A 20680-nucleotide genomic window follows, 5' to 3' on the forward strand; every position below is an offset into this window, starting at 1 on the left:
TATCGCACCATGAGGATTTCGCACTAGCCGACGAGCAGCGTTTTCGGCTCCAGATAGGCCTGCATTCCCCATTTCCCCATCTCGCGCCCCACCCCGGATTGCTTGAACCCGCCAAACGGCGCCTGCGGCTCATGTTCGAGAGTGTTGACCAGCACGCGCCCGGACTCAATCGCCAGAGCCACCTCCGTACCGCGCTGACGATCGCCGCATAACACCAGCGCGCTCAGGCCGTACGCGGTGTCGTTGGCAATCGCAATCGCCTCGGCCTCATCCTGATAAGGAATAATGACCAGCACCGGGCCAAAAATCTCTTCCCGCGCAATACGCATCTGATTATGCACATCGCTGAACACGGTCGGCTTAACGCACCAGCCTTTTTCCATGCCCTGCGGCCGACCGACGCCGCCCGTCAGCAGCCTGGCTCCCTCCCGCTGGCCCAGGCGGATATAATCCTGCACCCGCTGCCACTGCTTATGGCTGACCATCGGGCCAATCGTGGTCTGCGGATCGCGCGGGTCGCCAGAAATATAGTCAGCCGCCACGGCCTGCACGATAGCCTGCTCAAACTCGGCCTGGCGCCGCGCGGGGAGCAAAATACGCGTCCCGGCAACGCACGCCTGCCCGCTGTTCATAAACCCGGCCGCCAGCGCCAGCGGAACCGCCTGCTGTATATCCGCATCATTAAGAATGACAGTGGGCGACTTGCCCCCAAGCTCCAGCGTCACGCGCTTCAGCGTTTGCGCCCCGCTTTCGATAATATGCTTGCCGACAGCGGTTGAGCCGGTAAATGAAATTTTCGCGATATCGGGGTGATGGTTGATAACGTCCCCCACGATCTCCCCGCGCCCGGTGACGATGTTAAATACGCCCGCCGGGATCCGGGCCGCGTGTAGCGCTTCGCTAATAATTTGCGTCTGCCAGGCGCTCATCTCGCTCGGCTTAATTACCGCCGTACAGCCTGCCGCCATCGCCGTCGCCAGCTTGCTGCAAATAAAACCGGCATCGCTGTTCCACGGCGTAATCAATCCCGCGACGCCGACCGGCGTCATCACCACCTGGGCTCGGCCGGCCTGCTCGACAAACTCAAAGCGCTCCAGCGTCGCCATCGCCTGCCTGATGGTTTGCGCCGGCCACGCCGCCATCCATTGCGAACGAGAAGCCGGCGCGCCGTATTCCGTCACAATGGCTTCCAGCAAATCGGCTTCCCGCGCCTGAACGGCCTGATACATACGTTCCAGCACGGCCAAACGCTCCTCTTTCGTCGTCCGCGACCACGCCGGAAATGCCGCTTTTGCCGCGGCAATCGCCCGCTCTGCATCCTGTTCATCGGCCAGCCGCACCAGGCCAATCGCCTCTTCGGTCGTCGGGTTAAACAGCGCAAACTCTTCGCTACCGTGCGGCGTGACAAACTGGCCGTTGATATAAATTTGATCGATGTTGTGCATAATGATTTCTCCATCCTGCTTGATACCCGGGAGTATAGAGTCGTCTTATTGCCGCGATAAGAGGGTATAATCAGCACAACCTGTTACGAAAATCGGGATAATTATGCAGCGTAGCGGTATTACTGAACTCGAAGTTCTCCTCGCCGTCGCGCATCGGCAAAGCTTTCGCGCGGCTGCCCGGGAGCTAGGTATGTCGGCTACCGCCGTCAGCAACGCCGTTGCCGGGCTGGAGGCTCGCCTCAACGTGCGCCTGTTTAATCGTACGACCCGCAGCGTCGCGCTGACCGACGCCGGACAGCGTTACGTTGAGCGTATAGCGCCCGCCGTGGCTGAAATCCGACGCGCCTCGGAGGAGGTCGCTACCCAACCTGAAATGCCGAGCGGAACCCTGCGGATCAACGCGCCGCGCGAAAGCGTTGCTCTGCTGTTTGATATTTTCGAGGCCTTCCTCAAACGCTATCCGGCAATGCGCCTCGACATCACCACCGAATCCCGGCTGATGGATATCGTTGCCGAAGGCTATGACGCGGGGATCCGCCTCGCAGAATCGCTGCCGCAGGATATGATTGCCGTCGCCCTGACGCCCGACGCGCGGATGCTGATCGTCGCAACCCCGGACTACTTTGCCCGACACGGCGTTCCGCACGGTCCGGACGATCTTATGCGTCATCAGGGGATTGGCATGCGCATGTCACATGGCGGAATTTATCGCTGGGAGCTGGAGCGGGATGGGCAAAAAGTAGCGCTTAACGTCCCGCCGCGCATTATTCTGAGCGAGATGCAGGCCATCCACCGCGCTGCGCTGGCGGGTATCGGACTGGCGTTTATCTCTGACTGGTTTATCCAGGACGATCTTGCCAGCGGCAGGCTCATCAGCGTGATGGGCGACTGGTGCCCTTCATTTGGCGGCCTGTCCCTCTACTATCCGGGCCGCCGCCATATTCCGCCCGGACTGCAGGCGTTTATCGCGCTGGTGCGCGAAATGGGGGTTCCCCCCACAACAACGCGCTGAATTTATCCCCCCTACGCTCCCGCAATACGCCAGGTCGCCTATACTCGAAAAATTGGCGACCCACGACGGCGGGAGACATCATGATCGATCTTTACTACGCACCCACCCCAAACGGCCAAAAAATCGTTCTGTTCCTCGAAGAGGCTCAGCTGGCCTATCGGCTGATTCGGGTTGATATCACCAAAGGCGAACAGTTCCGCCCGCAGTTTCTCAGCCTCTCACCCAATAATAAAATCCCGGCGATAGTCGACCACGTTCCCGTTGACGGCGGCCCGCCGCTGAGCCTGTTCGAATCCGGGGCCATTCTGCTCTATCTCGCTGAGAAATCGGCAAAGCTGCTGAGCGGCGAACTGCGCGAGCGCCACGTTACGCTGCAGTGGCTGTTCTGGCAGGTGGGCGGACTGGGGCCGATGCTGGGGCAAAATCAGCACTTCAACCATTCGGCACCGCAGACGGTTCCCTATGCCATTGAGCGCTATCAGGTGGAAACGCAGCGGCTATATAGCGTACTCAACCGGCGTCTGGAGGTCAGCCCGTGGCTCGGCGGCGAGCGCTACAGCATTGCCGATATCGCCTGCTGGCCGTGGATTAACGCGCATCAGCGCCAGCGTATCGATCTCGCAAATTTCCCGGCGGTACATAACTGGTTTGAGCGTATTCGCCAGCGCCCTGCAACCGCCGAGGCGTTGCTGAAAATTCAGCAATCTTAACCCCCTGCTCGCACGACCTGCTTTCATGTATGATTGCGGAAATTACAACACGGAGGAAGCCTGCAATGTCTCAGCCAGACGCCATTATTCGTATAAAGAACCTACGCTTGCGTACTTTTATTGGTATTAAAGAGGAAGAGATTGCTAACCGTCAGGATGTGGTGGTAAACGTCGCCATTCACTACCCGGCGGATCAATCCCGCAACAGCGAAGATATCAACGATGCGCTGAATTACCGCACCATCACCAAGCGCATCATCAGCCATATTGAGAATAACCGCTTCTCCTTACTGGAAAAATTAACTCAGGATGTGCTCGATATCGCATGCGAACATCACTGGGTCACTTATGCTGAAGTTGAGATCGATAAACTTTATGCACTCCGCTACGCCGACTCGGTATCAATGACCATGAGCTGGCGGCGGTAGGCTTCTTAGGGAGGCGCTATGAAGATTCTGCTTACTGGCGGTACCGGCCTGATTGGTCGGCATCTCATCCCCCGGCTTCTGGAGCTGGGGCATAACGTAACGGTCTCCACGCGCAGCCCGGAAAAAGCCCGGTCCCGGCTCGATCCCCGCGTCACGCTGTGGCGCGGCTTTGACAATCGCCAGCATCTCAACGAAATTGACGCGGTTATCAATCTGGCGGGCGAGCCGATCGCCGACAAACGCTGGACGGCGGAGCAAAAACAGCGCCTGTGCCACAGCCGCTGGGATATCACGCAACAGCTGGCCGCGCTCATCAACGCCAGCGACACCCCGCCTGCGGTGCTGATTAGCGGCTCTGCGGCAGGTTATTATGGTGACCTGGGGGAAGTCGTCGTCACCGAAGAAGAGCCGCCGCACAATGAGTTCACCCACAAACTCTGCGCCCGCTGGGAACAGCTGGCCTGCGAAGCGCAAAGCGACCGCACCCGCGTCTGCCTTTTACGCACCGGCGTCGTGCTGGCATCGAGAGGCGGCATCCTTGCCAAAATGACTCCGGCGTTTAAGCTCGGCCTCGGTGGCCCTATCGGCAGCGGCAGGCAGTATCTGGCATGGATCCATATCGACGATATGGTTAACGGTATTCTGTGGCTGCTGGATAACGACCTGCGCGGCCCCTTTAACATGGTTTCGCCTTATCCGGTACGTAACGAACAGTTCGCCCACGCGCTTGGGCAGGCGCTAAATCGCCCGGCAATTTTTCGCGTTCCGGCGGCGGCGATACGCCTGCTAATGGGTGAATCGTCGGTACTGGTACTCGGCGGCCAGCGTGCGTTGCCAAAACGCCTGGAAGCCGCCGGCTTTGGCTTTCGCTGGTACGATCTGGATGAGGCGTTAAAAGACGTCCTCGGGTAAACGCGCCGCATTTTTAATCCCAGGGGATTTGCCAGTCTCCTGGGACTCCCCTGATGGCCTGTCGCCCGTGGAAGCCATCTCGCAGTAATCCAGTCTCCTGCCGCTGTTCCCTTATCACCGTGAAGCTCATTCCAGCTTCCTTTCCCGCTCTCTGTCATAACGTCCCGGTGTCTGTTTTTTCAGCACAACACTGTTGACAACCGTCAACAAAACGTTCAGTATCAGAGGACGCATTGATGAAGGAACATCCGGATAAACACATCAGAGCCGCCATCGAATATGCCCGCACACGGGGGTGGATTTTTATCGCTGGCGGGAAGAGCGCGCACTGCTTCGGACGACTCAGGTGCGGGACGGCTAATCATCGTGAACATATGATGAGCATCTGGTCGACCCCTGCCGTTCCCGAGAATCACGCCAGGCAAATTATCAGGATGGTCGACCGCTGCCGTTCAACGTCGGCGGCTCGGTTTAATCATAAGGAGCGCAAACTATGACCCTCTATAACTTTACCCTAACGCTATCAGGCGTTAGCGCCCATACGCCAGGTCTTGAGGACGCGCTGCATCACGCCGGTTGTGCTGACGCGCTGGTTTGTTTTTACGCCACGGCGGTGTATCTGGAATTCGATCGCGAAAGCGAATCGCTCGAACAGGCGATTCTGTCTGCCATCGATAACATCGAATCCGCATCGGAGCTGAATGCCCGGGTCGAGTCCGTCGACGCTACGCTGGTAGGCTTAAGCGACATCGCCGAACTCACCGGTCTTTCACGACAGGCCGTTGCCCTGCTAAAAGACGGGGCGCGAGGCTCCGGCAAATTTCCCGGCCCCGTACAGCGCGTAAAAGGCAACTCGCCGCTGTGGCGCTGGAAAACCATTGTCGGCTGGCTGGTCGCGGAAGCGAGAATTGCGGCGGACTCGCCGCTGGTGGCGCACGCAGAGGTCCTCGATAACCTGAATCTGGCCCTGCAGCTGCGGGCCTCTCGCCAGAGCGAAACCGTGCTGCACTATTTTCACGGGCTCGACAAGCCGCTACCGACCTCACCAGCCGCCGGATAACCGCCGCCACGCTCGGTACAGGATCATGTTATCCGGTACTTTCTGGTGTTAAGGTGAACCCACGATCCACCGTAATGGCCCGCTTATGATTACGCTAACCACCCCGCGCCTGCTGCTCTCTCCGTTCACCGAATCCGACTGGCCCTTTTTCCTGCGCCTGCGTAGCGATCGCCAGGTGATGCGCTTTATGGGCCCCATTCTTGACGAGACGGCGCTGCGAAACGTGTTCGATGCGCGCCGTGAAGCATCCGGCGTATTCGTGTTACGCGATAGCCGCGGCGAGGCTCTTGGCGATATCGGCCTGCGCATCAGTAGTAAGAATCCGCACGAAGCCGATGTCGGCTATGCCCTGCTGCCTGAGGCGCAGGGGAAAGGCTATGCCAGCGAAGCGCTGAAGGAGATTTGCCGCTACGGATTTACCCGGCTCGGCATCAACGCGATTAATGCGTGGGTCATCGGGGATAATTCAGGCTCTTCGCGGCTGCTGGAAAGACACGGTTTCCGGCGGATCCAGATCCTGGAGAAGGCGTGGCATCTGGACGGCGTTGACTACGATGACTGGATCTATCGCCTGGAGCGCTGATCCTGCCCCGGCAGAGTATATCTACCCCGCCGGGGAGAGCGCGAAATTTACTTCAACGAGCCTTTGAGGAACTGCTGCAAACGCGGGCTTTTCGGATTACCGAAAACCTCATCGGGATGACCTTCCTCTTCAATCTTGCCCTGATGGAGGAAAATAACGTGCGAGGAGACGTGGCGGGCAAAGCCCATTTCATGCGTCACCACCACCATCGTTTTCCCCTCTTCCGCCAGCTGCTGCATGATGCGCAGCACTTCTCCCACCAGCTCAGGGTCGAGCGCGGAGGTCGGTTCATCGAACAGAAGGACTTCAGGCTCCATCGCCAACGCACGCGCAATGGACACGCGCTGCTGCTGACCGCCAGAGAGATGCACCGGATATTTGATCTGCTGACGCTCGTCGATGCCGACTTTCGCCAGGTACTTTTCTGCCCGTACCCGCGCTTCCTGCTTACTTAGTCCCAGCACCTGGATGGGCGCTTCCATGACGTTTTCCAGCACCGTCATATGGCTCCACAGGTTGAAATGCTGGAATACCATCGTCAGACGGGTACGCAGCAGGCGCAGCTGGTTTTTATCCGCCACCTTGAGCTGACCATCCTTGTCGCGAACCAGGCCAATATTCTGCCCGCTAACAACAATCGTGCCTTCGCTCGGTTTCTCAAGAAAGTTAATACAGCGCAAAAAGGTACTTTTACCGGAACCCGATGAGCCGATGATACTGATAACGTCCCCGGCTTCTGCCCGCATCGAGACACCTTTCAGTACCTCATGCTCGCCGTAACGTTTATGGAGATCGATAACGTTTAATTTATTGTCGGACATGGCGTTCTCAGTGCGTCGAAGAAGGTTTTATATGCTGCAGCCAGCGCTTTTCCGCCTTGCGGAACAGGCTAATCAGCACATACGAGATAATTAAGTACAGCACCGCGGCAATGCCGAAGGCGGTAAACGGCTGATAGGTCGCCGAGTTAATATCACGAGCAATTTTCAGCAGATCCGGCACCGTGGCGGTAAAGGCCAGCGCGGTGGAGTGCAGCATCAGAATCACTTCATTACTGTACGCCGGCAGCGCGATGCGCAGCGCGGAGGGTAGAATAATGCAGCGATACAGTTTGGCCGATGAAAAACCATACGCCCGCGCCGCCTCAATCTCTCCGGCGGGGACCGAACGAATCGCCCCGGCAAAAATCTCCGTCGTATAGGCGCAGGTATTCAGCGTCAGTGCCAGCACCGTACAGTTCAGCCCGCTGCGGAAAAAGGCGTTCAGCAGCTCGGTGCCCTTGACAATTTCCAGCGTGTACATACCGGAGTAAAACACCAGCAGCTGCACGTAGAGCGGCGTACCGCGGAAAATATAGGTAAAAAGCCAGATCGGAAACTGAATGTATTTATTGCTGGAGACGCGCCCGATGGCGAGAAAAATCGCCAGCACGCCGCCCATAACCACCGAGGTGATTAACAGCCACAGCGTGATTGCGACGCCGGTAAAGCGGTAGCCGTCGGTCCACAGCAGGGATTTCCAGTACTCCTGAATAATCTCAATCACAGGTCAGCCCTCTTCACGCCCACGGTATAACGGCGTTCAAGCAGCAGCAGCACACCATTGGAAATCGTTGTAAATACGAGATAAATCAGGCCGCAGACGATGGCAAAATAGAAGGGCTGCCAGGTACTTTTCCCCGCCAGCTGCGTCGCTTTAACCACATCCTCCAGCCCCAGCAGCGAAACCAGCGCCGTGGCTTTCAGGATAACCTGCCAGTTGTTGCCGATCCCCGGCAGCGCATAGCGCATCATCACCGGGAACAGAATACGCCGGAACGTCTGCCCGCCGCTAAAACCAAAGGCGGTCGCCGCTTCGATATGTCCTTTCGGTACCGCGAGGAAAGCGCCACGAAAGGTTTCCGTAAAGTACGCGCCGTAGATAAAGCCCAGAGTGATAATGCCCGCAATCATCGGGTCGATATCAAACTGCGACATACCTAGCGCATCGGTGAGAGCGTTCAGCGCGATCTGCAGCCCGTAGAAAATCAGCAGCATCAGCACCAGATCCGGTACGCCACGAATTAAGGTGGTGTAACCTTCAAATACCAGCGCCAGCGGTCGATTGCTCGATAGCTTCGCGCCGGCGCCAGCCAGACCAATCAGGACCGCCAGCACAACCGAACTAAGGGCCAGCTCCAGCGTGACAAGAGCGCCCTGCAATATTACCTGTGAAAACCCGTACAGCATGCTGTCTGCCCTGTCTATCATCGACCACCGCGCGCTAAAATACGCGCGGTGGCGTACGCGTGATGGTTAGTCGCCGTACACGTTAAAATCGAAATATTTTTTCGCCAGCTTGTCGTAGGTGCCATCTTTGCGCATTTCAGCGAAGGCTTTGTTCAGCGCTTCGCGCAGCTCGTTGTCCTCTTTACGCAGGCCCATGCCGGTGCCGACGCCAAACAGCTTTTCGTCCTTAATGGACGGGCCGCCGAACTGATAGTCTTTCCCTACCGGCTGCTTGAGGAAGCCTTCACTTGCGGCCACTTCATCCTGGAACGCAGCGTCAATGCGGCCGGCGGTCAGGTCGGAATAGATATTGTCCTGACCCTGATAGGAGACAATCTCAATCCCTTTTGGCGCCCAGTGTTCATTGCCGTAAGTTTCCTGCGTTGTGCCCTGCAGCACGCCGATACGCTTGCCCTTCAGGAGGGTAAGATCCGGCGTAATATCGCTGCCCTTTTTCACCACCAGGCGGGAATCGGCGGCATAAAGTTTGTCGGTGAAGGCAATTTCCTGCTGGCGTTTTTCAGTAATAGAAAGCGAAGACATAATCGCATCGATTTTCTTCGCTTTTAAAGATGGGATCAGCGCATCCAGCGGGTTTTCAATGAAGGTACATTGCGTATTGATGCGCTTACACAGCTCTTTGGCCAGATCGATGTCAAAACCAATCAACTCACCCTGGGCATTTTTCGATTCAAACGGGGCATAAGTTGGATCTGTACCGATACGAACCTTTTGCGGAATGGCTGCGAATACCGTGGAAACGCTGGAAAGGGCCAGCGCTAAAGAAAGAGACAACGCCAGTTTTTTCATAACTATCCTCAACAAACTGTCATTCTAATGGGTTTATTAGAAGTACTTAAGCCAGTTATCGTGCCACTTTTCTCCCCGATAAGGCAAAACATTCTGCGCCGGGGAGCAAATTTTTTCGCATCAGAAACGCTTAACTATGCAATTTTTGCACCAAAATGAGACGACGAGACGACCAATGCACCAATAAGGGGCATAGATAGCTATCGCGAATCTAAAAGGCCCGGTATACCGGGCCAGCAGCACGCTTAGTCACCGTAAACGTTAAAGTCGAAGTACTTCTTCGCCATCTTGTCGTAGGTGCCGTCTTTACGCATTTCACCCAACGCTTTATCGAAGGCGGCTTTCAGTTCGCCGTCCGTCTTGCGCAGGCCAATGCCGGTGCCATCACCGAAGAACTGTTTGTCTTTTACGGAAGGACCGGCAAACGCGAAATCTTTGCCGGCAGGCTGTTTGAGGAACCCTTCGCTGGCGGCCACTTCATCCTGCAGCGCGGCGTCGAGGCGACCGGCGGCGAGGTCAGAGTAAATCAGGTCCTGGTTCTGATAGGCCACCACATCAACGCCTTTGCTGCGCCAGCGTTCGTTGCCGTAAGACTCCTGAGTCGAGCCCTGCAGTACGCCAACGTGTTTGCCTTTCAGCGATTCCAGCGTCGGCTGGATGGTGGAGCCTTTCTGCGCAATCAGGCGGGAGTCTGCGGCATAAAGCTTGTCAGAGAAGGCAATCTCCTGCTGACGTTTTTCGGTAATCGATAATGAAGAGATGATGGCGTCAATTTTCTTCGCCTTCAGCGACGGGATCAGTGAATCAAAATCACTCCCTACCCAGGTACATTTTACCTTGATACGCGAACAGAGTTCGTTGCCCAAATCGATGTCAAAGCCGACGAAATCACCTTTGGCATCCTTAGAGGAAAATGGCGCGTAGGTGGCATCGGTGCCGATGCGGATGCTTTGCGGCAGAGCTGCAAAGACGCTGGAAGCACTGCTAATTCCCATAATTAAAGAGAGGGCCAGGATCGTCTTCTTCATACAATACCCTTAAGTGTCGTGATGTTGTTATGCGGTGCGTTGTTTAGTTATGTGTAGTGCCGACGTATCCTGCAGTTTTTGTGCCATTTTCTCAGTGCGTGCTGGAAACAGCGTTAAATTTGTTAATATAAAGTTGCAGAATTGTCTTGAAAGGGAAGATAGCAGTATTAACGGAGAAACCGCAGCGTCGAAACGCAAAAAAACAAATTAAATGTTGAGGATTTGATCGGGGCGACAAAATTGCACCATCGGGGCGCAAAGAATCATAAAGCGCACTATTTTAGCGCGCGCCTATGCCCCTTGCCAGCGAGCGAACAGGTCCTGCGGCAGAGTGATATCGAACTGATCGATGACGCGATTGACCGTCTGGTTGATAACGTCGTCCAGGGTTTGCGGGCGATGGTAGAAGGCCGGAACCGGCGGCATGATAACCGCGCCCATTTCCGCCGCCTGGACCAGAAGACGCAGGTGTCCGAGGTGGAACGGCGTTTCGCGCACGCAAAGCACCAGCGGACGACGCTCTTTCAGCACCACGTCCGCCGCCCGGGTCATCAGGCCATCGGTGTAGCTATGAACAATGCCTGAAAGCGTTTTCATCGAGCAGGGTAAAATCACCATCCCGGCCGTTTTAAACGAGCCGGAAGAGATGCTGGCGGCGATATCGCGGGCATCATGGACAACGTCAGCCAGCCCCTGAACTTCACGCAGCGAATAGTCGGTCTCAAGGGCCAGAGTCTGCCGCGCCGCCTGGCTCATGATCAGATGGGTTTCAACATCCGCGACATCGCGCAATACCTGGAGCAGCCGCACGCCGTAAACGGCACCGCTGGCGCCAGAAATTCCAATGATAAGTCGTTTCACGATGATTGCCCCTTCTGCTTAGTGTCGCAGACTTTGCCGGATTATAGCACCGGACGCAAGCCCGGCGGCCCGCTAACCGGGGCCCGAAAAACAAAAAGCCCGCAGTCTGACGACGGCGGGCTTTGACAACAAAGGCGTGGTTTAGCCTTCGTTATGCATCTCTAAGTTTTCCACTTCGTTCTGACGCTGCACCGCTTTAGCATCGTCGTTACGCAGGGAGTCGAGATAATCCAGGTACTGCTGATCGACGTCCTTGGTGACGTACACACCGTTAAATACCGAACATTCAAACTGCTGAATATCCGGATTCTCGGCCCGCACGGCGTCGATCAGATCGTTCAGATCCTGGAAGATTAAACCGTCAGCGCCGATGATCTGCCGAATTTCGTCAACTTCACGACCGTGGGCGATCAGCTCGGTGGCCGTCGGCATATCGATGCCGTAGACGTTCGGGAAGCGAATCTCCGGCGCAGCGGAAGCCAGATAGACCTTCTTCGCGCCCGCTTCGCGCGCCATCTCGATAATCTGTTCCGAGGTGGTGCCGCGAACGATGGAGTCATCGACCAGCAGGACGTTTTTATCACGGAACTCGGCGCGGTTAGCGTTGAGCTTACGACGTACTGATTTACGACGCAGCTGCTGGCCCGGCATGATAAAAGTACGGCCGACATAGCGGTTTTTGACGAAGCCCTGACGATAAGGCTTGTCGAGAATACGGGCAATTTCCAGCGCGATATCGCAGGAGGTTTCCGGAATCGGGATGACCACGTCAATGTCCAGATCTTCCCATTCGCGGGCAATTTTCTCGCCCAGCTTAGTCCCCATATTCACACGAGCGCTATAGACGGAGATCTTATCGATGAAGGAGTCCGGACGGGCAAAATAGACGTACTCAAACAGGCACGGGTTGCTGACCGGGTTCTCCGCACAGTGGCGGGTAAACAGCTGGCCTTTTTCGGTGATGTACACCGCTTCTCCCGGCGCAACGTCGCGCAGGAACTCGAAGCCCAGAGTATCCAGCGCCACGCTTTCGGAGGCCACCATGTACTCGGTACGGCCGTCGCCAATATCACGCTTGCCCAGTACCAGCGGGCGAATACCGTTCGGATCGCGAAACGCAACCATACCGTGGCCGATAATCATCGCCACGCAGGCATAGGCGCCACGAATCTGCCGATTGGTCGCAGCAATTGCCGCAAAGATATTGTCGGCTTCCAGCGGATAATGGCGGAAGTTATCCAGCTCGCTGGCGAAAATATTGAGCAGAATTTCAGAATCGGAGGTGGTGTTGATGTGGCGGCGTTTTTCTTCAAACAGCTTTTTACGCAGCTCGTGAGCGTTGGTCAGGTTACCGTTATGCGCCAACGTAATGCCATACGGCGAGTTAACGTAGAAAGGCTGAGCCTCGGAGGCGCTGGAGCTGCCAGCCGTAGGGTAACGGACGTGGCCGATCCCCATGTTGCCCTGCATACGCTGCATGTGGCGAGCCTCAAAAATATCGCTCACCAGCCCGTTTGCCTTACGCAAGCGGAAGCAATTATTTGCATCAATGGTGATGATGCCTGCGGCATCCTGGCCACGATGCTGAAGCACCGTTAACGCGTCATAAATCGACTGGTTTACCGGCATAACACCGGCGATACCGACAATACCGCACATACGTCTTTTCCTCGTTCAGCTACATCCCAACGCTTATGCTTTGGGCAAGAAACTTGACGAGCTCTGCAGATAGTCAAAAAACCATCTGATAACGAAACTGAACTGCGGGATAAGCTCCGACTTTTGCCAGTCTTCGCTTTTCGCCATACCGGTAAAACTATCGAGAAAGAACAGGATCGCAGAGACAATCAGCACGCCACGAAGGGCGCCGAAGCAGATCCCTAACACCCTGTCGGTACCCGACAGGCCGGTTTTCTCTACCAGTGCGCTAATCACGTAGTTAACGATAGCGCCGACGATAAGCGTTGCGATAAACAGTATCGCGATAGCAATCCCATTGCGGACCATTTCGTCTTCAAAGCCCGTGAACCAGACAGCCAGGTAAGTGTAGTAATGACTGGCAACAAAGAAAGCACATCCCCAGGTTACCAGCGATAACGCTTCACGAACAAAGCCGCGGATCAGGCTTACCAGACAGGAAAAACCAATCACCGCAATAATGGCGTAATCAATCCAGACCATATACATCCTACGATTTTACGCCCTGTCGTCCGGTTCGGGGCGCATTCTAACAGAAAAAGAAAACGTTTGCGTAGGGATTTCCGTGCCCTACAGAAATAAAAATGGCGCTGAAAAAACATTCAACGCCATGCTACCTTTTGCCTCTGCAGGGCGCGTCAGGTAAGGGATTCAGCCCCCCGTTCACCGCCAGCGAGCCCGACGCCCGCTGACCTGTCCGACCTTAACTGCGCCAGGGCGATCGTCTCCCGCCCCTGCATCAATATCGGCGTTCTCCAGCGCTATCAGGCTGAATAGCAAGGCTAGTTTGGACTGTATCCCATCACCACACCGCTCAGACCTGACAGCTGCTTCAGATCGCCAAGCTGGCCTTTCAGCTTATCTTTCGACGCATCAGGGCCAACCAAAATTCGGGTGATTTTCCCCTGCACCGGCGTCGAAGGCGACGTGTAAACCTTGAACCCGGAGGAGCGCAGCTTACCGACAATTTCATTTACCTTGTCCGCATTCTTCAACGCCCCCAGCTGCACCACGTAGGCTCTGCCGGTTGGCGCAGGAATTTCAGCAGGCTTCGGCGCCGGCGTCTGGGCGGCAGTCTGCTGCTGCTGCGGCTGAGGCTTATCGACCGGCTTAGGCTGCGGCTGCGGCTGCGGCTGCGGTTGCGGCTTCGGCTGAACCTGAGGTTTTGGCTGCGGCTTGGGCGCGACAACCGGCTCCTGAACATCATCGAAGCTGTTACTGTTCACCGGGATGCGCGACGGATCCAGCGACGGCGCCGCCGCATTGCCGGCCCTCACCTCTTCTGCCGCCCCTTCCGGAGGCTGAGCAGGCAAGGCCTGAGTTGCCGCCGGTAGCATGTCTGGCTCATCGCGATCGCCCGGCTTCGGCACCAGCGGGATCGCCGCAAACTCATCCTGATAGTGTTTTTTCTGACCGTCAAGCAGCCCTGGAAGGATAATGACTCCCAGCGCCACCAGCACAATCGTCCCGACTAAACGGTTCTGAAACTTACTCGCCACCGATTCTCCCCGCGTCTATTTCTTCCATTACATGCGCCACCGTGTGGAATGAACCACACACCAGCACCGTATCTTCCGGTCCGGCATCGGCCATGGCCGCATGCCATGCCTGAGCGACGTCCGCGCAGGCTCGCCCTGTACGCAAATGCTCCAGCAGCTGTTCCGCCGTTGCCCCACGCGGCCCTTCCAGCGGCGCGCAGTACCAGCAATCGACTTCAGCCGTCAGGTTTGCCAGCGTACCGGCAATATCCTTATCATGCAGCATACCAATAACCGCCAGCACGCGCCCCGTTTTCGGCAGGCTTTTGATACGTCCGGCCAGATAGGCCGCCGCATGTGGGTTATGGGCAACGTCGAGGATCACGCGCGGCGTTTCGCCAATTATCTGGAAACGCCCGGGTAGCATCGCCTGCTTAATGCCGTCGCGAATCGCCCGTTCGTTCACCGCCAGCCCGCTGGCGCGCAGCGCGGCCAGCGCCGTAGCCGCATTCGGCATTGGCACCTGAGGCAGCGGCAGCCCTGCCAGCGTCCCCTGCTCGTCGCTGAAATCCCACGCCTGCTCGCCGGTAACATAGCGCCAGTCAAGGTCACGACGCAGCAGCAGCGCGCCTTTTTCCGCCGCAACGTCGGCAATGGTATGAGGCATATCCGGCTCACCGACGATAGCCGGCTTGCCTGAGCGGAAAATACCGGCCTTTTCGCGGCCGATGCTTTCGCGATCCGGCCCCAGCCAGTCGGTATGATCGAGCGCAATGCTGGTCACCACCGCCACGTCGGCATCAACGATATTTGTCGCGTCAAGGCGACCGCCCAGCCCAACCTCAAGGATAACAACGTCCAGCTGCGCCTGCTTAAACAGCCACAGTGCGGAGAGCGTACCGAACTCAAAATAGCTCAGGGATATTTCGCCGCGCGCCGCTTCGATTTCAGCGAAAGAGGCGGTATGCGCCGATTCTGCCAGCTCCTCTCCCTGCACGCGTACGCGTTCGGTATAGCGCACCAGATGCGGTGAACTGTAGACGCCGACCCTATAGCCCGCCGCCATCAGCACCGACTCCAGCGTACGGCAGGTGGTCCCCTTACCGTTGGTGCCCGCCACCGTAAATACGAACGGCGCAGGTTTCACTACCGCCATCCGCCCGGCAACCTCGTTCACGCGCGTCAGCCCGAGATCGATAGTTTTGCTGTGCAGATGCTCCAGATAAGAAAGCCACGTAGCCAGGGGCGACGTGGCCTGAGGAATAGGTTCTTTTTCCATGATGTCCGCAAGAGTTAACGGTAAATACGCTCATCTGTCAGCACGCCGCGATGCGGCCAGGTCAGGATGATGTCGCGTAGTTATTTGAATATAAAAAAAGGGCAGCACCGTCAGGCCTGCCCTCTGCACTATCAGGCCTCTGGTTCCTGATCCGGTACCGGCGGCACCGCGTCGCCTTCATGAGAAACCTCCGGGCATGGCGCCGGGAGATTCATCAGCTTCGCCAGAATACTGGCCAGCTTCAGGCGCATTTCAGGGCGACGTACGATCATGTCGATCGCCCCTTTTTCAATCAGGAACTCGCTGCGCTGGAATCCTGGCGGCAGCTTTTCGCGTACGGTTTGCTCGATAACGCGAGGGCCGGCAAAGCCGATCAGCGCTTTCGGTTCCGCGATGTTCAGGTCGCCGAGCATCGCAAAGCTCGCCGATACGCCGCCCATCGTCGGGTCGGTCAGCACGGAGATATACGGTAAACCGCGCTCCTGCATTTTCGCCAGCGCGGCTGACGTTTTCGCCATCTGCATCAGCGACATCAGCGCTTCCTGCATGCGCGCGCCGCCGGACGCTGAGAAGCAAACCAGCGGGCAGTTGTCTTCCAACGCCTGCTCAACGGCACGTACGAAGCGCGCACCTACCACCGAGCCCATCGAACCGCCCATAAAGGCGAATTCAAAAGCAACGGCGACAACCGGCATGTCGTACAGCGTGCCCTTCATAACCACCAGCGCATCTTTCTCACCGGTCTCTTTTTGAGCCGACGCCAGGCGGTCTTTGTATTTTTTCGAATCGCGGAACTTCAGCACATCTTTCGGCTCGAGCTCGCTTCCCAGCTCCACAAGGGAACCTTCGTCCAACAGGCTATGCAGGCGATTACGCGCCGACATACGCATATGGTGATCGCACTTAGGGCAAACCTCCAGGTTGCGCTCCAGCTCTGCGCGGTACAGTACCTGACCGCAGCTGTCGCACTTGGTCCATACACCCTCAGGAATGCTTGCCTTGCGGGTGGGAGTTATATTGCTTTTAATTCGTTCAATCCAGCTCATTGATAACCTTTCTGCCTGAACCTGGTCGATGCCAGTTTTGTCGTAAGGGGCGCATAATGCCATTTTTGACCCTTACAGACCATGAATGTTGCACATTAAATCATAACATCCCGTCACATGGGATAAAAAAGTGGTCGTACCGCTCACACTTCAATCTGCGGGCGGAGGCGCTCCCCCCGCAGAAGATTACGCTACAGAGGCTATTTCGACTGCTTCGCCGCCGCGCGCTTGTGGCGAATGATTTCAATCACCCCCGGCAGCACAGACAGGAGAATAATCGCGACAATCAGCAGCTTCAGGTTTTCCTGGACGATCGGCAAATCGCCAAACAGGTAGCCTGCATAGGTGAACAGCAGCACCCACAGCAATGCGCCAACCACGTTATAGGCCGCAAAATGACGATAGGACATGTGGCCCATTCCCGCCACAAATGGCGCAAAGGTTCTGACAATCGGCACGAAGCGAGCGAGGATAATGGTTTTGCCGCCGTGACGCTCGTAGAACGAGTGGGTCTTGTCCAGATAGCTGCGGCGGAAGATTTTAGAATCAGGATTACTGAAGAGCTTTTCACCGAACAGCCGCCCGATGGTGTAGTTCAGGGCATCGCCGACAATCGCCGCGATAACCATCAGCACCACCATCAGATGCACGTTCAGATCGTTAGTCGGCAGCGCTGACAGCGCGCCGGCAACAAACAGCAGCGAATCTCCCGGCAGGAACGGTGTGACCACCAGACCCGTTTCGCAAAACAAAATCAAAAACAGAATGGCATAAACCCAGATACCGTACTCGGCAACCAGTTCGGCCAGGTGTACATCTATATGCAGGATGAAATCAATTAAAAAGCGAATCAGGTCCATACCGTTTGAGTCCTTAATAGCAATACGTAAAATCCTTCACGGCGTATCCAGGCGGCCGAACGGTAGCTCCCGGGCCCACCTCAAGAGGCAAGCCCGGGGAAACCAGCGCGGCCGGCAGCGCGGCAGCCTGAAGGATGAGGCGTATACGTCAGTCCGCCAGAAACAGCGGGCCCATCGGCATCACCGGCAGATCGAAATGGGCCGGATAGTCGACCGACACCAGATACAATCCTTCGGCTTTTGCCGTCGCGGCGGCTAGCTTCCTGTCTTTTGCCGCCAGAAGTTCTGCAATCCAGCTCTCTGGCTGGTTACCGGCCCCCACTTCCATCAGGCTGCCGACAATGTTCCTTACCATATGATGTACAAAGGCGTTTGCTTTGATATCGACCACCACATATGCGCCATAACGGGTGACGCTAATGTGCTTAATGTTGCGCCAGGGCGTACGCGACTGGCACTGCAGCGCACGGAACGAGGTAAAATCATTCTCGCCCAGCAGGCACTGCGCCGCACGCTGCATCCGTTCGGCATCCAGAGGCTGGTGATAATGAGTCACCCCCTGGCTTAACACCGCCGGGCGCAGCCGATGATTATAGATAACGTAGCGGTAGCGGCGCGCCGTTGCGCTGAAGCGCGCGTGGAACTCTTCCGGCACATGTTTAACCCACCGCACGGCAATGTCACCAGGCAGATTCGCATTCACGCCCAGCGTCCAGGCCGCGTCTTTACGCAGCGCACGCGTTTCAAAATGCACCACCTGTCCGGTGCCATGAACGCCGGCGTCGGTGCGGCCCGCGCAGAAGACGTTAATCGGTTCATTCGCCACCTGCGAGAGCGCCTTTTCCAGCTTCTCCTGCACGCTACGCACTTCGTTCTGCCGCTGCCAGCCGTAATATTTACTGCCGTCGTACTCGATGCCCAGCGCGATTTTACAGACCGGCTGCTGCTCCATCTCAGACATCAGTAAAAATACTCCTGCACCAGCCTCTCAGCGGTTTTCACCGCCATCAGCGCGCCGCCGAAGCGGACGTTGTCGGCAACGGACCAGAACTGAATCTGCTCCGGCATCCCGTAATCGTTACGCACGCAGCCGACGGAGAGTTGGCTGGTGCCGGAAGCGTCGCCAACCTGAGTCGGAAACTCGCTCGCTTCGGACAGCTCGATATCTTCGCCGCGTACGAAGGCATCGCGCGCCTCTTCTGCGGCCAGCGGACGCATGGCTTCGAAATTAACCACCTGCGCATGGCCGTAGAATACCGGCGACTGGACCACGCTTGCGGAGATCATCAGCCCTTCATCCTGGAGGATCTTCCGTACTTCGTCGACGATACGCCGCTCTTCCAGCACGCTGCCTTCACGATCGGGCAGAATGGGCAGCATGTTGAACGCCAGCTGACGACCAAAGTAATCATCTTCATCAATCGGCATGCCGTTGAGCAGCTTAGCGCTCTGCCCCGCCAGCGCGCTCACGGCTTTTTTACCTTGGGCGGAGACGGAGAGCAGGCTGGTGACCTGAATACGCGACAGGCCGCCTTCATCAATCAGCGGCTTCAGCGCGGCCAGCAGCTGGCTGGTCAGGCTGTTGGCAACGGCAATAACGTTACGATTGCGGTAATCAGCCAGCACAAATGGGTTAACTTCCGGAACCACCAGCGGGACGTCCGGCTCCAGCGCGAACAGGCCGCTCAGGTCGATAACCAGACAGCCAGAGTTAGTCGCCTCATCAACGTAGGCCGCCGTGGCCTCGACGCCGGCGGCGAAAAAGGCCAGCTGGGCCTGAGTCCAGTCAAACTCCGCGGCATCCTGTACGATGACCGACTTACCGTTAAAACGCAGATGTTCGCCCGCGCTTTCGTTACGCGCCAGGGCGTAAATATCACCCACCGGGAACTGACGTTCAGCAAGGGTTTCGAGCAGGGCTTCGCCGACGGCGCCCGTTGCGCCTAGTATGGCAATATTCCAGCCTTCAGACATGGTGGTTTACTCCAGGAAAAAGCGACCCTGCAGGAGTATCCAACAGGGTCATTAAGAAGATATTAACGAACAGGGTGATGTATGGCATTAAAGCCGAGCTGCCGCAACAGCGTCGCCGCCTGCTCATCGCTGCACTGTACGTATAGCGAAGACCATTCACGGCGTTCCTGGTAATTTTTGCGCAGCTTGTCAAATTCGCCCGCAGCACCGGCCACTTTTCGCAGCGGCGCATCGTCGCGGCGCACATCATACACCAAATGGACCAGCCTTTTCAGAGTTGCCTGATCGAGCGCGCCGTGCAGGGTGATACGGCCAAACTCCGGCGCCGGCAGCAGGGTATCCAGCGCCACCTGCTGCGGATGACCGATAAACGCGCTGTAGGCTTCAAACACCTGGGTCGTCCCGCGCGCTTTCCCTTCAAGGGTATAGCCCGCAATATGCGCGGTACCGATATCCACGCGATCCAGCAGCTCAAGGTTAAGATCCGGCTCCGGCTCCCAGACGTCAAGCACGACGCTCAGCGGCTGCCCGGCCTGCAGGCATTTCAGCAATGCGCCGTTATCAACCACCGGACCACGGCAGGCGTTAATTAACACCGTTCCCGGCTTCAGGCGGCCGATCAGCGCCTCATCCGCGAGGTGCAGCGTCTTGTATTGCCCTTCTTTATATAAAGGCGTGTGGAACGTCAGCACATCGGCCTGTTGAACCAGCTCGTCAAGGCTGCGGAAATCGCCTTCATCGCCGCGATCCGCGCGCGGCGGATCGCACAGCAGCGTTTTGATCCCCAGCGCTTCAAGACGTTTTTGCAGGCGTCCGCCGACGTTGCCCACCCCCACGATCCCGACGGTACGATCGGTCAGCGCAAAGCCATCGCGCTCGGCCAGCATCAGCAGCGCCGAGAAAACATACTCAACCACCGCAATAGCGTTACAGCCCGGTGCGGCGGAAAAACCGATCCCCGCCTGCTGCAGCCACGCCTGGTCGACATGATCGGTACCCGCGGTCGCGGTTCCGACAAACTGAATAGCCTTGCCGGCAAGCAGCGCTTCATTGACTTTAGTGACGGAACGGACCATCAGCGCGTCGGCATCGGTCAGCGCTTCAGCCGGAATTGGGCGGCCGGGGACCGCCCTCACCTCGCCCAAACGGCTAAAAAGCTCACGGGCATAGGGCATATTTTCATCAACGAGGATTTTCACGGTTCAGTACCTGTCTGAGAACGAGAGTAA

Annotated in this window: 23 protein-coding genes; 7 read left to right on the forward strand and 16 right to left on the reverse strand. The window is 57.0% G+C overall.

Features of this window, described 5'->3' with window-relative positions; all coding sequences use genetic code 11:
* Positions 1-23 precede the first annotated feature (23 nt).
* Positions 24-1445: an aldehyde dehydrogenase family protein gene (locus NWP14_RS14250; protein ID WP_375215538.1), complete on the reverse strand. Its 1422-nt coding sequence runs from the start codon at positions 1443-1445 to the stop codon at positions 24-26.
* 103 nt (positions 1446-1548) lie between these two features.
* Between NWP14_RS14250 and NWP14_RS14255 the strand changes: the two genes are divergently transcribed.
* The 6 genes from NWP14_RS14255 to NWP14_RS14280 all read left to right on the forward strand — a co-directional run bounded on the left by NWP14_RS14255 (position 1549) and on the right by NWP14_RS14280 (position 6150).
* Positions 1549-2457: a LysR family transcriptional regulator gene (locus NWP14_RS14255; RefSeq protein WP_375215539.1), complete on the forward strand. Its 909-nt coding sequence runs from the start codon at positions 1549-1551 to the stop codon at positions 2455-2457.
* Between the two features lie 80 nt (positions 2458-2537).
* Positions 2538-3167: a GSH-dependent disulfide bond oxidoreductase gene (yfcG, locus tag NWP14_RS14260; protein WP_375215540.1), complete on the forward strand. Its 630-nt coding sequence runs from the start codon at positions 2538-2540 to the stop codon at positions 3165-3167.
* Between the two features lie 65 nt (positions 3168-3232).
* Positions 3233-3595 carry a dihydroneopterin triphosphate 2'-epimerase gene (gene folX / locus NWP14_RS14265; RefSeq protein WP_041146583.1) on the forward strand — a complete coding sequence of 121 codons (363 nt, stop codon included), beginning with the start codon at positions 3233-3235 and terminating at the stop codon, positions 3593-3595.
* Between the two features lie 18 nt (positions 3596-3613).
* The gene (locus tag NWP14_RS14270; RefSeq protein WP_095100542.1) at positions 3614-4507 is read left to right on the forward strand and encodes a TIGR01777 family oxidoreductase; all 894 of its coding nucleotides are present in this window, start codon (positions 3614-3616) and stop codon (positions 4505-4507) included.
* 493 nt (positions 4508-5000) lie between these two features.
* A complete protein-coding gene (locus tag NWP14_RS14275; protein WP_331834760.1) occupies positions 5001-5567 on the forward strand; it encodes a DNA-binding protein in 567 nt (188 codons plus the stop codon).
* 85 nt (positions 5568-5652) lie between these two features.
* Positions 5653-6150 carry a GNAT family N-acetyltransferase gene (locus NWP14_RS14280; RefSeq protein WP_095100536.1) on the forward strand — a complete coding sequence of 166 codons (498 nt, stop codon included), beginning with the start codon at positions 5653-5655 and terminating at the stop codon, positions 6148-6150.
* 47 nt (positions 6151-6197) lie between these two features.
* On the opposite strand, the gene hisP is transcribed toward NWP14_RS14280, so the two are convergent.
* From hisP to argT, 5 genes are all read right to left on the reverse strand, one after another.
* Positions 6198-6971 (reverse strand): histidine ABC transporter ATP-binding protein HisP, encoded by a 774-nt coding sequence (hisP, locus tag NWP14_RS14285; protein ID WP_095100534.1) that lies wholly within the window; start codon positions 6969-6971, stop codon positions 6198-6200.
* A 7-nt stretch (positions 6972-6978) separates the two neighbouring features.
* On the reverse strand, positions 6979-7695 hold the full coding sequence (locus NWP14_RS14290; RefSeq protein ID WP_095100531.1) for an ABC transporter permease: 717 nt from the start codon (positions 7693-7695) through the stop codon (positions 6979-6981).
* On the reverse strand, positions 7692-8378 hold the full coding sequence (locus NWP14_RS14295) for a histidine ABC transporter permease HisQ (protein WP_375215608.1): 687 nt from the start codon (positions 8376-8378) through the stop codon (positions 7692-7694). The genes NWP14_RS14290 and NWP14_RS14295 overlap by 4 nt, the downstream gene beginning before the upstream one ends.
* Positions 8379-8444: 66 nt before the next feature.
* Positions 8445-9227 carry a histidine ABC transporter substrate-binding protein HisJ gene (gene hisJ, locus NWP14_RS14300; RefSeq protein WP_095100527.1) on the reverse strand — a complete coding sequence of 261 codons (783 nt, stop codon included), beginning with the start codon at positions 9225-9227 and terminating at the stop codon, positions 8445-8447.
* 245 nt (positions 9228-9472) lie between these two features.
* Positions 9473-10255: a lysine/arginine/ornithine ABC transporter substrate-binding protein ArgT gene (argT, locus tag NWP14_RS14305; protein ID WP_095100525.1), complete on the reverse strand. Its 783-nt coding sequence runs from the start codon at positions 10253-10255 to the stop codon at positions 9473-9475.
* 49 nt (positions 10256-10304) lie between these two features.
* Between argT and NWP14_RS14310 the strand changes: the two genes are divergently transcribed.
* Positions 10305-10466: a hypothetical protein gene (locus tag NWP14_RS14310; protein ID WP_189339865.1), complete on the forward strand. Its 162-nt coding sequence runs from the start codon at positions 10305-10307 to the stop codon at positions 10464-10466.
* An 80-nt stretch (positions 10467-10546) separates the two neighbouring features.
* Here the strand turns inward: NWP14_RS14310 and NWP14_RS14315 are convergent, their stop codons facing one another.
* From NWP14_RS14315 to pdxB, 10 genes are all read right to left on the reverse strand, one after another.
* Complete coding sequence (locus tag NWP14_RS14315) at positions 10547-11116, reverse strand: UbiX family flavin prenyltransferase (RefSeq protein ID WP_095100523.1); 570 nt, start codon at positions 11114-11116, stop codon at positions 10547-10549.
* 141 nt (positions 11117-11257) lie between these two features.
* Positions 11258-12775, reverse strand: a complete 1518-nt coding sequence (gene purF, locus NWP14_RS14320) for an amidophosphoribosyltransferase (protein ID WP_375215541.1) — start codon at positions 12773-12775, stop codon at positions 11258-11260.
* Between the two features lie 33 nt (positions 12776-12808).
* Positions 12809-13297, reverse strand: a complete 489-nt coding sequence (gene cvpA, locus NWP14_RS14325) for a colicin V production protein (RefSeq protein WP_041147709.1) — start codon at positions 13295-13297, stop codon at positions 12809-12811.
* A gap of 299 nt (positions 13298-13596) precedes the next feature.
* Positions 13597-14313, reverse strand: coding sequence for a cell division protein DedD (gene dedD, locus NWP14_RS14330; RefSeq protein ID WP_375215542.1), 717 nt, complete (start codon positions 14311-14313; stop codon positions 13597-13599).
* Positions 14303-15571 carry a bifunctional tetrahydrofolate synthase/dihydrofolate synthase gene (gene folC / locus NWP14_RS14335; RefSeq protein ID WP_375215543.1) on the reverse strand — a complete coding sequence of 423 codons (1269 nt, stop codon included), beginning with the start codon at positions 15569-15571 and terminating at the stop codon, positions 14303-14305. The genes dedD and folC overlap by 11 nt, the downstream gene beginning before the upstream one ends.
* A 131-nt stretch (positions 15572-15702) precedes the next feature.
* Positions 15703-16617 (reverse strand): acetyl-CoA carboxylase, carboxyltransferase subunit beta, encoded by a 915-nt coding sequence (gene accD, locus NWP14_RS14340; RefSeq protein ID WP_189339864.1) that lies wholly within the window; start codon positions 16615-16617, stop codon positions 15703-15705.
* 200 nt (positions 16618-16817) lie between these two features.
* Positions 16818-17477 (reverse strand): DedA family protein, encoded by a 660-nt coding sequence (locus tag NWP14_RS14345; protein ID WP_095100515.1) that lies wholly within the window; start codon positions 17475-17477, stop codon positions 16818-16820.
* A gap of 148 nt (positions 17478-17625) precedes the next feature.
* Positions 17626-18438, reverse strand: a complete 813-nt coding sequence (gene truA / locus NWP14_RS14350) for a tRNA pseudouridine(38-40) synthase TruA (protein ID WP_095100513.1) — start codon at positions 18436-18438, stop codon at positions 17626-17628.
* Positions 18438-19451, reverse strand: a complete 1014-nt coding sequence (locus NWP14_RS14355; RefSeq protein WP_095100511.1) for an aspartate-semialdehyde dehydrogenase — start codon at positions 19449-19451, stop codon at positions 18438-18440. The genes truA and NWP14_RS14355 overlap by 1 nt, the downstream gene beginning before the upstream one ends.
* Positions 19452-19513: 62 nt before the next feature.
* Complete coding sequence (gene pdxB / locus NWP14_RS14360) at positions 19514-20650, reverse strand: 4-phosphoerythronate dehydrogenase PdxB (protein WP_095100509.1); 1137 nt, start codon at positions 20648-20650, stop codon at positions 19514-19516.
* Positions 20651-20680: the final 30 nt, after the last annotated feature.

The sequence above is a fragment of the Klebsiella sp. C349492 genome, from assembly GCF_042055345.1.
Lineage (GTDB): Bacteria > Pseudomonadota > Gammaproteobacteria > Enterobacterales > Enterobacteriaceae > Klebsiella > Klebsiella scottii.

Coding starts and splice junctions, on each gene's coding strand:
- NWP14_RS14250 (WP_375215538.1), bottom strand. CDS start 1,445: ATGCACAACATCGATCAAATTTATATCAACGGCCAGTTTGTCACGCCG.
- NWP14_RS14255 (WP_375215539.1), top strand. CDS start 1,549: ATGCAGCGTAGCGGTATTACTGAACTCGAAGTTCTCCTCGCCGTCGCG.
- yfcG (WP_375215540.1), top strand. CDS start 2,538: ATGATCGATCTTTACTACGCACCCACCCCAAACGGCCAAAAAATCGTT.
- folX (WP_041146583.1), top strand. CDS start 3,233: ATGTCTCAGCCAGACGCCATTATTCGTATAAAGAACCTACGCTTGCGT.
- NWP14_RS14270 (WP_095100542.1), top strand. CDS start 3,614: ATGAAGATTCTGCTTACTGGCGGTACCGGCCTGATTGGTCGGCATCTC.
- NWP14_RS14275 (WP_331834760.1), top strand. CDS start 5,001: ATGACCCTCTATAACTTTACCCTAACGCTATCAGGCGTTAGCGCCCAT.
- NWP14_RS14280 (WP_095100536.1), top strand. CDS start 5,653: ATGATTACGCTAACCACCCCGCGCCTGCTGCTCTCTCCGTTCACCGAA.
- hisP (WP_095100534.1), bottom strand. CDS start 6,971: ATGTCCGACAATAAATTAAACGTTATCGATCTCCATAAACGTTACGGC.
- NWP14_RS14295 (WP_375215608.1), bottom strand. CDS start 8,378: ATGCTGTACGGGTTTTCACAGGTAATATTGCAGGGCGCTCTTGTCACG.
- hisJ (WP_095100527.1), bottom strand. CDS start 9,227: ATGAAAAAACTGGCGTTGTCTCTTTCTTTAGCGCTGGCCCTTTCCAGC.
- argT (WP_095100525.1), bottom strand. CDS start 10,255: ATGAAGAAGACGATCCTGGCCCTCTCTTTAATTATGGGAATTAGCAGT.
- NWP14_RS14310 (WP_189339865.1), top strand. CDS start 10,305: ATGTGTAGTGCCGACGTATCCTGCAGTTTTTGTGCCATTTTCTCAGTG.
- purF (WP_375215541.1), bottom strand. CDS start 12,775: ATGTGCGGTATTGTCGGTATCGCCGGTGTTATGCCGGTAAACCAGTCG.
- cvpA (WP_041147709.1), bottom strand. CDS start 13,297: ATGGTCTGGATTGATTACGCCATTATTGCGGTGATTGGTTTTTCCTGT.
- folC (WP_375215543.1), bottom strand. CDS start 15,571: ATGGAAAAAGAACCTATTCCTCAGGCCACGTCGCCCCTGGCTACGTGG.
- accD (WP_189339864.1), bottom strand. CDS start 16,617: ATGAGCTGGATTGAACGAATTAAAAGCAATATAACTCCCACCCGCAAG.
- NWP14_RS14345 (WP_095100515.1), bottom strand. CDS start 17,477: ATGGACCTGATTCGCTTTTTAATTGATTTCATCCTGCATATAGATGTA.
- truA (WP_095100513.1), bottom strand. CDS start 18,438: ATGTCTGAGATGGAGCAGCAGCCGGTCTGTAAAATCGCGCTGGGCATC.
- NWP14_RS14355 (WP_095100511.1), bottom strand. CDS start 19,451: ATGTCTGAAGGCTGGAATATTGCCATACTAGGCGCAACGGGCGCCGTC.